7 protein-coding genes and 1 rRNA gene are annotated in these 11,585 nt (G+C 69.0%); 4 read left to right on the top strand and 4 right to left on the bottom strand.

The window, feature by feature from the left end:
- A 5S ribosomal RNA gene (gene rrf / locus G4D87_RS23795) occupies positions 1-115 on the top strand; the annotation flags it as partial.
- Positions 116-190: 75 nt separating this feature from the next.
- Here the strand turns inward: rrf and G4D87_RS23790 are convergent.
- On the bottom strand, positions 191-574 hold the full coding sequence (locus tag G4D87_RS23790; protein ID WP_240358530.1) for a hypothetical protein: 384 nt from the start codon (positions 572-574) through the stop codon (positions 191-193).
- A gap of 250 nt (positions 575-824) precedes the next feature.
- Here G4D87_RS23790 and G4D87_RS23785 point away from each other — a divergent pair, with 250 nt between their 5' ends.
- A complete protein-coding gene (locus G4D87_RS23785) occupies positions 825-2,024 on the top strand; it encodes an AI-2E family transporter (RefSeq protein WP_163784501.1) in 1,200 nt (399 codons plus the stop codon).
- Between the two features lie 86 nt (positions 2,025-2,110).
- On the opposite strand, the gene G4D87_RS23780 is transcribed toward G4D87_RS23785, so the two are convergent.
- From G4D87_RS23780 to G4D87_RS23770, 3 genes are all read right to left on the bottom strand, one after another.
- Entirely contained in the window at positions 2,111-5,680 is a 3,570-nt protein-coding gene (locus tag G4D87_RS23780; RefSeq protein ID WP_163784500.1) for a PepSY domain-containing protein, read from the bottom strand.
- 254 nt (positions 5,681-5,934) lie between these two features.
- Positions 5,935-7,437 (bottom strand): ArnT family glycosyltransferase, encoded by a 1,503-nt coding sequence (locus G4D87_RS23775; protein WP_163784499.1) that lies wholly within the window; start codon positions 7,435-7,437, stop codon positions 5,935-5,937.
- A gap of 63 nt (positions 7,438-7,500) precedes the next feature.
- Positions 7,501-8,064 (bottom strand): ferritin-like domain-containing protein, encoded by a 564-nt coding sequence (locus G4D87_RS23770; protein ID WP_163784498.1) that lies wholly within the window; start codon positions 8,062-8,064, stop codon positions 7,501-7,503.
- Between the two features lie 235 nt (positions 8,065-8,299).
- Between G4D87_RS23770 and G4D87_RS23765 the strand changes: the two genes are divergently transcribed.
- Both G4D87_RS23765 and G4D87_RS23760 read left to right on the top strand, forming a co-directional pair.
- Complete coding sequence (locus G4D87_RS23765; protein ID WP_163784497.1) at positions 8,300-9,907, top strand: xylulokinase; 1,608 nt, start codon at positions 8,300-8,302, stop codon at positions 9,905-9,907.
- A gap of 17 nt (positions 9,908-9,924) precedes the next feature.
- Positions 9,925-11,454, top strand: a complete 1,530-nt coding sequence (locus tag G4D87_RS23760; RefSeq protein WP_163784496.1) for a pyridoxal phosphate-dependent decarboxylase family protein — start codon at positions 9,925-9,927, stop codon at positions 11,452-11,454.
- The last annotated feature ends 131 nt before the right edge of the window (positions 11,455-11,585 follow it).

The raw sequence follows: 11,585 nt of genomic DNA, 5'->3' as shown, positions 1-11,585 counted from the left end.
CGGTGGCTATGTCGGAGGGGTTCCACCCGTTCCCATCCCGAACACGGAAGTTAAGCCCTCCAGAGCCGATGGTACTTCGCGGGAAACCGCGCGGGAGAGTAGGTCGCTGCCGGATTCTTTTTGAGAAACCCCCGGTGTCCCTCGTGGACACCGGGGGTTTTCTGTTTTGGGCCACTGGGGTTTTCGCGCGTCACACGGGGACTTCGAGGTTCATCGACAGGCCCGCTTCGAACTCGGGTGCCTGCCGGAGCCGCTCCAGGACGATACGGGTGCAGTGGAGCGTGACGAGGGGAATCGTCCCCGGCTCGCTGATCCACCGGACCGCGTCCATCAGGTGGTGGGTTTTCAGGAACGCGAGCACGGCATCCCAGAAGCGGCGTCCCTCGTCGAGCGCGGTCTGGTAGGCGGGCCGGCGGTCCGGGGCCGATGCCGGGATGGTTTCGGCTCCACGCTTCTTGCGCGGCGAGGGCCGGTACGGCGCGGCGCTCTGCCGGGGCATGACGATGGCTTCAATCCACATCGCGTCACCCTCCACACTCCCGGTCCACGGGTGGGTCTGGGGATTATCGGACATGGCGCGTGCAGATTGCGCCCCCTTCCGCTCGCCCTCAAGGGTGGGGCTCGCTCCCCCCCATGGCATGCGTTGCCTGCCTCGGGGCGCACGGCTCGCTCGCACTTCAGGCGTGGCAGTGGGCGCACGCCTGCTTGCTTGCTGGGCCTGCGCTACGCCAACCGCCTGAAGTTCCAAGAGCGCACGTCAGTCAACGCGGCGGAGGGCCGTGGGCGGCCTGCCGTCCGTGCATCCACATCCTACCTTGTGAGGCATGAAGGCATCTCGTCGGCAGCTCCCCGTCTATGTGCCGCCGCGGACGGTCTGGGTCGTCGGAACGCAGGTCCTGCTGCTCATCTTGTTCTGGGCCGTGCTCCGGGCGCTGTACCCCGTGCTCACGCTCCTGGCGGTCGTGCTGCTGCTCTCCATCGCGCTGAGCCCCTTGGTGCGCCGGCTGACGCAGTGGGGGCTTCCCCGCGGCGCGGGTGTGGCCATCGTGGCGCTGGCGCTGCTGGGGATGATGGGCGTCCTGGTGAGCTCGTTGGTGCCCATGCTCATCCACCAGCTCCAGGGCCTGGCCCAGTCGATGCCCGCCACGATTGAACGGCTCGCGCAGTCCCGCTGGGTGGAGGAACTGGGCACGCGTTATGGCGTGCAGGTCCAGGCGGAGGACCTCATCCGCTTCGAGCCGACGGACGTCGCGGGCCGCATCATCAACGTCCTGTCGTCGACGCTGGGCTTGATGGCGGGCGGCATCACCGTGGTGGTCCTCACGGTGTTCAGCCTGCTGTTCGGTGAAGACCTCTACGAGAGCGCCCTTCAGTGGGTGTCGCCGCGCCGCCAGCCTCGCGTGCGGCTGCTCGTGTCCCGGATGCGCAAGGCCGTCGCCAACTACCTGGCGGGGACCCTGCTGGTGATGACCATTGGCGGCACGGTCGCCGGCAGCATGGCGCTCATCCAGGGCGTGCCGTACTTCCTGCCGCTGGGGTTGATGGTGATGCTGATGGGCGTCATCCCCTACCTGGGAAGCGTCATCAGCGCGGTGCTGGTGGGCCTCATCACCCTGGCCACCGTGGGCCTCAAGAACGCGCTCATCGCGGTGGCCGTCTTCATCGTTTACCAGCAGATTGAGGCCAACGTGCTGAGCCCCATGATTCAGCGGCGGGCCATCAAGATGAACCCGCTGCTCATCTCCATCGTGGTGCTCTGTGGCGGCGCACTGGCGGGGCTGACGGGCGTGGTCCTGGCGGTGCCGCTGGCCGCCGCGGCGCAGGTGCTGGTGCAGGAGGTGCTGGGGCTTCGCCAGGAAGCGTGGCAGCGCGGCCATCGGCTGGAGGCCACGAAGCGGGAGCCGGGTCGAGGCGCGGTGGAGGAAGGGTTGCTCTTCGCGGGCCCCATGGCGGGCCCCCGGCCGACGGCGCCGCCGAGCCCAGCGCCCCCGGCGCCGCCGAGCCCAGAGCCTCCGGCGCACTGAGCGCGAAAGCAGAAGGGCCTCCGGACATGTCGCCGGAGGCCCTTCGCGTTCATTCCGCCGTCACGCCGGGTGACGGGGTTCGTTCATCAGCGGGCTGCCTGCGTCGAGCGCCCCTGCACGCTGCGCGCCTTCTCCGGCGCCGAGGAGGCCACCGCGGCCGCCACGCCGAAGACGAGGTCGTCGCGGTCATTGTAGCTGCCGGAGGTGCACGCGCTCGCGGAGCCGCCATACCGGAACTGCGCGCGGATGGCGTGGTTGCCGGGAGTGGAGCCCAGGTTGAACGTGTGCGTGAACGTCTGTGAGCCGCGCGTGCACGTCAGGTTCGTGGTCAGCGCCGTCCAAGAAGGCGCCGAGGCGTTGGTGGTGTAGTACAGGTCGAAGCGGTCCGAGCCTCCCCAGCACCACACCGTCACTTCTGCCGTCACCTGCTTGCCGACGGTGAAGGCGCCGTGGTCCACCGTGCGAAGGGTCACCCGTTCAACGCTCTCATCGTTGAGGTAGGTGCCGGAGTTTCCGTCTGCGCAGGAGGCGTTGAGGGTATTGGGGCGGTTGGGCTCGGTGCCGCTGGACATGGTGCCGCGACCCGCGACGAGCGTCGGCCCGGTATCGCACCCGCATACGTTGCCGCAGGACGGCGCCCGCAGCGTGGTGTTGTAGGCGGCCGCCACCGGCATGCAGATGTTGGTGGTCGTGAAGCTGCTCACGGCGCTGTAGGCGCTGGTTCCGCAGGAGTCGGCCGCCCGCGCGCGCCAATAGTAGGGGGTGCTGCTGCTCAGCGACGGCGTCACAGTCCACGCGCTGGCCGTCAGCGCGTTGGCGCTGGCCACCACGTTGGTGAAGGCCGCGTCGGTGGCCACCTGCACTTGGTAGGTGGCGGCGCTGGGGACGTCGCTCCAGTCGAGCGCCGCGGACGTGGCGACGCCGGTGGCGCCGTTGGCGGGGCTGCTCAGCGTGGGCGCCGCCAGGGCGACGCAGCCGCGCGTGGTGAAGGTGGACGCCGCGGACCACGTGCCCACGCCGCCGCACGAGTTGCTCGCGCGCACGCGCCAGTAGAACTGGGTGCTGGTGGCCAGGGCTGGCGACACCGTCCAGGTGCTGGCCGACAGGGCGCTGGCGCTGGCCACCACGGTGGTGAAGGCCGCGTCGGTGGCCACCTGCACCTCGTACGTGGAGGCCCCCGTCACGTCGTTCCAGTCCAGCACGGCGGACAGCTCCACGCCGGAGGCGCCGCCGGAGGGCGCGGCCAGCACGGCCGTGCCGGGAGCGGCGCAGACGGGCGTGGCGCAGGTGCACGCGCTGGCGGCGCCGTAGCACGCGTTGGAGGACGCTGGGACGATGGAGTAGCAGTACTGTCTGCCGTTGGCGACCTCGCCGTCCGTGTAGGTGGTGCCGGTGACGGTGGCGACCTTCGCCTTGCCGAAGTCGCAACCCGCGAAGCCCTCCGTCTTCATCACCCAGTACTGGCTGGCGCCCGCGGAGGCGTCCCAGCTCAGGCTCACCTGGCCGTCACCGGGGGTGGCGGTGGTGTTGGCGGGCGCCGCGGAGGGACCGGCGGCGCAGCCGCTGTTCGTCACGGTCGGCGTGGAGCAGGCGATGCGGTGCCGGTTGTACGCCGCGTAGATGGCGGACATGTGCGGCGTGCCGTTGGCCAGGTTGCCGTCGTCGTCGTCCGCCGCCAGCCACTGCATGTAGCCGTTGGTGGCGCCACAGCCGTCGGACGTGCCCGCCGAGCAGTTACAGGCGTGCCACGTGCCCACGTTGCCGCTGCCCTGGTAGAACGTCTTGTTGCCCACGATGAAGGCGGTGTTGGAGTCGTAGTTGAACGGCGGCGCCGTCAAGTCCCGCGTGACGAAGTCCCAGGCCGCCTGCCGCACGGGCGAAGCCGCGCAGTGGACCTGGCGGCTGCACGGGCCGGAGCCGGAGCTGCACATGGGGCACACGAAGTTCTGCGGCGTGGCGGGGATGTTGGGCACGCTGGCGGCCCAGTCTGCGTCACGCACGCCGGAGCACTTGGTATTGCACCACGATGTGCCGGAGACCTGCGCCTCCTGCTGGTTGTAGCCCGTGCCGTCCGGCGTCAGGCCGCAGCCGGTGTTGACCGTCTGGAAGAAGCCGTAGCCCACGCAGGACGTCTGCAGGCGGTAGATGGCCGCGATGTCCGCGTAGCCCTCCGACGAGTTGCTGAGCGAGCCGTTGGCGTCGAAGTCGTCGATGCCGTGGCCCCACTCGTGGTCGAACACGGCGCCAATCTCACCGGTGTTCCGGCAGCCGCCGCCGCTCCGGTAGAAGTTCACCGAGGAGCCGTTCCAGAAGGCGTTGCAGGTGCTGTTGATGTTGACGTTGGAGAGCAGCTGGCCCTGGAGCCAGGTGTTGGTGGGCAGCCACCCGCGGGCCTGCTCGGCCAGCTTGTTCAGCTCGTAGAAGCTGGAGCGGGACGCGGCGGTGTTGCCCGGCGACGTGCCCGGAGGCACGGTGCAGTCGTGGTCGTTGTTCACCCCGCCCAGGTTGAGGTTGCCCGAGGTGGAGCTGACGTTGATGGCGCCGCACGAGTCGTTGATGCGCACGTACTTGCCCGCCAGCGTGGTGGTGACGGTGCCGGAGCTGTAGTTGACGATGCCGGCGCCATCCGTGAAGTTGTTGGGTGCCGCCAGCCCGGTGTTCGCCCAGGGCATGGGCGAGTCGGGCTGTATGGTGCCGCACGTCTCGTTGGAGGTGCACGTGCCGATGTTGGTGGACGGATAGATGCCGCCCTTCATCTGCGCGTCGAAGTAGTGGTTGTCGTCCTCGACGGCGAGCACCTCGCCGGTGTGGGCGTCCACCGTCGACTTCCAGCGCTGGTCCCCGCCCGCCTCGGAGAAGCCGTAGGTGTACACGAGCCGGTGCTCGTAGCCGGTGCCGACGGCGCCGTTGAAGGACTCGCCCTGGAGCGCCACGGGGGCAATCTCCAGCGTGGGCTGCTGCCACAGCATCGGGGGACTGGTGTTCAGCCCCACGAAGCCGTTGCCGGACACCAGCGCATCCTGCGGCGCCAGCCGGGGGCGGGTGTCGATGCGCACGTTGGCCCACGCCTCGGTGCCGATGAGGATGAGGTTGCCGTGGCTGATGGTGGCCGCGATGCGTCCATGGCGCACGGGGACGCCGTTGACCTGCTGGGAGATGTGGACCTGGATGAGGTCGTCGTTGATGCGCGTCACCCGGGGGCTGCCCATCTGCATCAGGTCGACGTTGAACGCGGCCTGGTTGTCCGCGATGAACTTGAAGATGAGGTCACCGACGGCGGCCTCGTCCACGTCCGCGATGGAGCGGCCGATGGACTCACGGACCTCGTCCATGGTGACTTTGTTGTTGAAGCCGTCGCCAGGGATGAGGGGAAGGGTGCCTTGCACCGCGGTGGGGGTTCCCGTGCGCGGGTCGACGTAGACGTTGAACTCACGTCCGTTGCGCTTGAAGAAGTCATCCCACGCGTCGGCGCCGAGCGAGTTCATCCGCTGGCGGGCCTGCTGCAACGGCAGGTTCTGGATGGGCAGGTACAGCTCTGGCTTGAAGAAGGCCTTGTCGGCGACGGCGCTCTGTCCCTTGTCAGGTGGCTTGAATGCCCAGGCGGAGGTGGATAGGAGCAGGACGAGACATGCTGCTGACACCCGTGTGTGGCGCATGCGTTTCTCCTCTGCGGAACCGCGAGGCACATGTCCTCGCGGTGGCTCCTGCACGGAGCTCGTCAACGCCCATATCGGTTGCGAAAATAAATCTGAATACGTGGGATTCCGTTCGCTATTCCCGAGGAATGTTTTGAAGGAAAAACGGGCCTTAGCAGTGTTCACTGTTGGTGTGTCTGGCGTTCGAGGCGCCGTGCGCGGGACGGGCCCGCATCCCGTCGGATTGAAGTATTTCATTAAGGCGCGAGGCGACTTCAGTCGGGCCAGATGCGCACCCAGTCATCCTGGATGAGCTTGCCGCTGGCGCGGTCGGTGCTCCCGCTGGCCATGAAGCGCCGGGGCGCGGCCAGCGCGAGCATGCCGGCCTCCACCCAGAAGAAGAGCAGCGCGGCGGCGGCGACGGCGGGCAGCCGCGTGGCCCATCTCCGTGCGGAGACGCGAGTGGCGAGCACCACGAGCGGGAGCAGCAGCAGTGGGATGAGCGCGGGAAAGACGGCGAGCAGGCCGCGCGTGTAGCCGAAGAAGGCGACGGTGATGAGGGCCCGGTGCAGCAGCACCGCGGTGAAGAGCGCGAAGCCGCGCCATGCGGGCAGCAAGGACAGCGCGGCGCCCGCGAGCAGCAGCAGCGTGAGCGGCCACTTCATCCACGCGCGCTCCGGCACGAAGACGTCCACGGGGGCCCGGGTGCCGTTCAAGCCCGCGGGCAGGTTGGAGGCCCCCAGACCCAGCCGGAAGCCATCCAGCCAGCGGTCCAGCTTGGCCACCCACAGGCGCGCCGCGTCCGCCGGGTAATCCCTCATCCACGCGAGCCCCTCCGCGTATCCGTGCAGCAGCAGGTGTCGCTGGGCGGCGTTGGCCACGTCCAGGAAGCCCTCCTGGCCCATCTGGTTGACGCTGTCAGGGGTGAAGCCTCCCGTGGCCGCGGCGTGGTTCGCCATGGCGAAGTTGATGGGGCCGTACACGGTGACGGGGGCCAGCACGGGCAGCGGCTCCAGGTGCGGCGTCCGGGCGTTGAGCTCCCGCAGCACGCGCGCGTTGTGGATTGCCCAGGGGGCCAGCACGACGGCGGTGACGAGCAGGGCCGCGCCCCAGCGCAGGGCCAGGGTCCGCGGGGGCGTGGCGCCTCGGTAGAGCCAGGCCCAGGCGAGGAGGAAGGGCCAGAGGTACAGGTGTTCGGCGCGGGTGAGCGAGCCCAGGCCCATGACGGCGCCCAGCAGCACGGCGCCCGTCCACGTGGGGCCCGCGCGGTGCTGGAGCATCAGCGCGCAGGTGGCCGAGAGGAAGAGGACGTAGAGCACTTCATTGCTGTACGTGGTGGACAGCACCAGCCAGCCAAAGCTGCACGCGAACAGCGCGGCGCCCAGCAGGCTCCAGCCGGTGCCCAGCACCTTGCGCCACCACCACCCCGTGAAGGCGACGGTGCCCGCGTTCAGCAGCGCCAGCGCGAGCTTGTACGGATAGGCGCTGCCCTGCGGCGGGCCCAGCACGCGGTAGAGCAGCCCCAGGAGCCAGGGAAACAGGGGCGGGTGGTAGGGCAGGGTGACGGGCCCGGTGTGCCCGCGCGCGAGGTCGGCGGCGTAGGCGTGGAAGAAGCGCGCGTCACCGTAGAAGAAGATGGAGAAGGGCCAGGTCCGGTCGGGCGACGCCTGCAGGTAGAGCCAGCGCAATAGCAGGCTGAGGCTGAAGGTCGCGGCGGCGCCCAGGGCCACCGGGTGCCGCCGACACAGCTCGCTCACAGCGGTGAAGCGCCTGCGCATGCCACCCCCCGGACGCGTTGCCCGCCACCTTAGCCAGGCGCGAGCGCGGCGGCCAGGCGGCGCTCAGCTCCGCAGGGGCGGCTTGCCCTGGTGCGCCACCAGCAGGTCATGCATGTCGTTGGCGTGCTCCTCCTCCTTGGCGAGGATGCCCTCCATCATCCGGCGCGTCGTCGGGTCATGGTGGGCGAAGTAGCGAACCAGCTCCTGGTACGTCTGGATGGCGATGCGCTCGGCGATGAGGTTCTCCTTGATCATGTCCACCAGGTTCTGCCCCTCGGCATACTGGCTGGCGCTGCGGGACAGCAGGCCTTCGGGGTTGAAGTCCGCCTTGCCTCCGAGCTGGTTGATGCGCTCGGCGATGCGGAGCGCGTGCTCTTGCTCCTCTCGGGCGTGCGCTCCGAACTCGTCCTTCACGGACTCGCTCTGGATGCCGACCGCGGCGACGTAGTGGTAGGTGTAGCGCAGCACGCAGACGATTTCCGTCGCCAGTGCGTCGTTGAGCAGTTTGATGGTGGTGTTGACGTCGCCCTCGTAGTCCTCGGTGATGGCGCCTTCCTCCAGGTGCTCCCGGGCGCGGCGGCGAATCTCGGTGATGTCCGTGAGGAAGGGCTGCTGGACTTCGGCCATGGTGGTCCCCCTGTTCTGGGCTTCGCGCAAAGGTAGGAAGGGCGAGGCGCGAGGAATCCACCCACGGGAGGAACAGTCCGCCACCACGCCCCGGGGGCGGACGAGGGCGCGGGGACTCCTTCCGGGCTTTCAGAAAAACGACGAACTTCCACATGTCGGTGGCAGGCTGCACGCGTTCGTTTCCTAGACTCGGCCGAAGCGGCAGTCGTCCGCTCCGTCTGCCTTGATGCCCGGCATGGAGGGAAGTGTGTCCCACGCAGGTGAGCAGTCCATCCTGGCCATCGACCTCGGGACGTCCGCCGTCAAGGTGGCGGCTGTCTCGCTGAGGGGACGGATTCTGGGCGGTGACGTGGAGCCGCTGGAGCTGTCCCTGCTCCCGGATGGAGGCGCCGAGCAGCAGCCGGAGGCGTGGTGGCGCGCCATCGTCCTGGCGACGCGGCGCCTGCTGTCCTCCGGGGCCGTGAGCGCGGAGGACGTCATCGGCGTCAACTGCAGCTCCCAGTGGTCCGGCACCGTCGCGGTGGACGCGTCCGGCACGCCCGTGTGCCCCGCGCTCATCTGGATGGACTCGCGCGGCGCGCCGGACGTCAAGCGCGCGGTGGGCGGCTTCCTCTCCGTGGAGGGCTACGACGTTCGCCACCTGATGACGTGGATTCGCCTGTCGGGCGGCGTGCCCAGCCTGTCGGGCAAGGACCCGGTGGGCCACATCCTCTACCTGCGGCGCGAGCGCCCGGACGTGTACCGCCGGACGTACAAGTTCCTGGAGCCGAAGGACTGGCTCAACCTGAAGCTGAGTGGCCGCTGCGCCGCCTCGTATGACTCCATCACCCTGCACTGGGTGACGGACAACCGCGCGCTGGGCCGCATCGCCTATGACGACCGGCTGCTGAAGCTCGCGGGGCTCGAGCGGGAGAAGCTCCCGGACCTGGTCCCTGCCTCCACGGTGCTGGGGCCCCTCCATGCGCAGGCCGCGAGCGAGTTGGGCCTGCGCGAGGACGTGCAGGTGGTGACGGGCGCGCCAGACATCCTCGCCGCCGCCGTGGGCTCTGGCGCGGTGGGGGACTTCGAGCCCCACCTGTGCGTGGGGACCTCGTCGTGGCTGTGCTGCCATGTGCCCTACAAGAAGACGGACCTCTTCCACCAGATGGCGTCGCTGCCGTCCGCGCTGCCCGGGCGCTACCTGCTGGCCAACGAGCAGGAGTCCGCCGGCATCTGCCTCACCTTCCTCAAGGACAACATCCTCTACGGCCGGGACGCGGAGGCGGGGCCGGACCGTGATGCGCCGGACCTCTACCGGGTGATGGAGGCGCAGGCGGGCAACGTCCCCGCGGGCAGCGACCAGCTCATCTTCCTTCCCTGGCTCAACGGCGAGCGCAGCCCCGTGGACGACAAGTCCCTGCGTGGTGGCTTCTTCAACCAGTCCCTGAAGACGACGCGGGCGCACATGGTCCGGGCGGTGATGGAGGGCGTGGCCTACAACTCACGCTGGCTCTTCACCTATGTGGAGAAGTTCGTGGGCCGGCGGCTGGACTCGCTGCGCATCATCGGCGGCGGCGCCCGCTCCGCGCTGTGGTGCCAGATTCACGCGGACGTGCTGGGCCGCCCGGTGCAGCAGGTGGACGAGCCCGTGCTCGCCAATGCACGAGGCGCCGCGTTCCAGGCCGCGGTGGCGCTGGGGCGATTGACGGTGGAGGAGATTCCCTCGCTCGTGCCGGTCGCCCGCACCTTTCATCCGGATTCGAAGAACGCGGCGCTCTACGACGAGCTGTTCCGCGAGTTCGTCAACATCTACAAACACAACAAGGCCATCTTCGCGCGGCTCAATCGCGCGCGAAGCGCCTGAACCCCGAGGAGTCCGTCATGGCACTTCCAGACCTGAAGGCGCTGAGCCTGCTCAACCACGTCCCGCCGCGGTTGCTGTCCGCGGCCGAGCGCTACCTCAAGGCTGTTCCGGGCGTGAAGGGCCTGCTCAACCGGGAGACGGGCACGCTGCTGTCCGAACTGGAGAGCGGCCTCAAGCCCTACCGCGGGAAGATGCAGTCGTTCGACCACCTGCCGCCGACGGGACGCGCGCGCGAGGACGTGCTGCGCGAGCTCCAGGCCCTGGAGTCGCAGGAGGAGTACCGCTGGCGCGAGGGCCGCGTGTCCGGCGGTGTGTACAACGGTGACGCGGAGCACATCGCGTTCCTCAACCGCGTCTATGCGCTGCATTCCCAGAGCAACCCGCTGCACGCCGACCTGTGGCCCAGCGCCACCAAGTTCGAGGCGGAGGTGGTGGCGATGACGGCCAGCATGCTCGGCGCGGACGTGGCGAACGCGGGTCAGCCGGAGGAGGCGCGCATCTGCGGGGCCATGTCGTCCGGTGGCACCGAGAGCATCATGCTGGCGATGAAGACGTACCGGGACTGGGCCCGGGACACCAAGCGCATCACCCGGCCGGAGATGGTGGCGCCCGCCAGCGCGCACCCGGCCTTCGACAAGGCGGCGCACTACTTCGGAATCAAGATGGTGCGGGTGCCGGTGGGCCCGGACTACCGCGCCGACGTGGCCGCCATGCGCAAGGCCATCAACCGCAACACCATCGTCCTCATCGGCTCGGCGCCCGGCTTTCCGCACGGTGTCATCGACCCCATCGAGGCGCTGTCCGAGCTCGCGCGCAACAAGCGCATCGGCTTCCACACCGACGCGTGCCTGGGCGGCTTCGTGCTGCCCTTCGCCATGAAGCTGGGCTACGACGTGCCGCCCTTCGACTTCCGGCTGCCGGGCGTGACGTCCATGTCCGTGGACACGCACAAGTTCGGCTACGCGGCCAAGGGTTCCTCGGTGGTGTTGTACCGGGGCACGGAGCTGCGCTCGCACCAGTACTTCACGGCGACGGACTGGCCCGGCGGCATCTACTTCTCGCCCACCTTCTCCGGCAGCCGGCCGGGGGCGCTCATCGCCTCGGCGTGGGCCGCGCTGGTGAGCACGGGGGAGCAGGGCTACCTGGACGCCACCCGGCACATCCTGGAGACGGCGGCGGCCATCAAGCAGGGCATCCGCGACATCCCGGAGCTGCACGTGCTGGGGGACCCGCTGTTCGTCATCGCCTTCGGCTCGGAGTCCCTGGACATCTTCCAGGTGATGGAGCGGATGAGCGAGCACGGGTGGAACCTCAACGGCCTGCACAAGCCGTCCGCCGTCCACCTGTGCGTCACGCTGCGCCACACGCAGCCCGGCGTCGCGGAGCAGTTCCTGGTCGACCTGCGCGACGCCGTGGACTACGTGAAGGCCCACCCCAGCGCGAAGGGGACGATGGCGCCCGTGTACGGCATGGCCGCCTCCGTGCCCTTCCGCGGGCTGGTGAGTGACTTGCTCAAGAAGTACATGGACCTGCTCTACAAGGTCTGACGGCCACCCCTTTAAACATCTTGCTTGACGTAATCGACGGTGCCGGCAGCGAGGACGCGTGACGTCGCGACCTGTCGGCGCACCTCGCTTCCTGATGCGTAGCCCTTCTTCTTCCGTGGCTTGGGCCCGCG

Origin of the sequence: Myxococcus vastator, assembly GCF_010894475.1 — a bacterium.
Classification (GTDB): domain Bacteria; phylum Myxococcota; class Myxococcia; order Myxococcales; family Myxococcaceae; genus Myxococcus; species Myxococcus vastator.
This window is presented reverse-complemented; position numbering and strand designations above follow the sequence as displayed.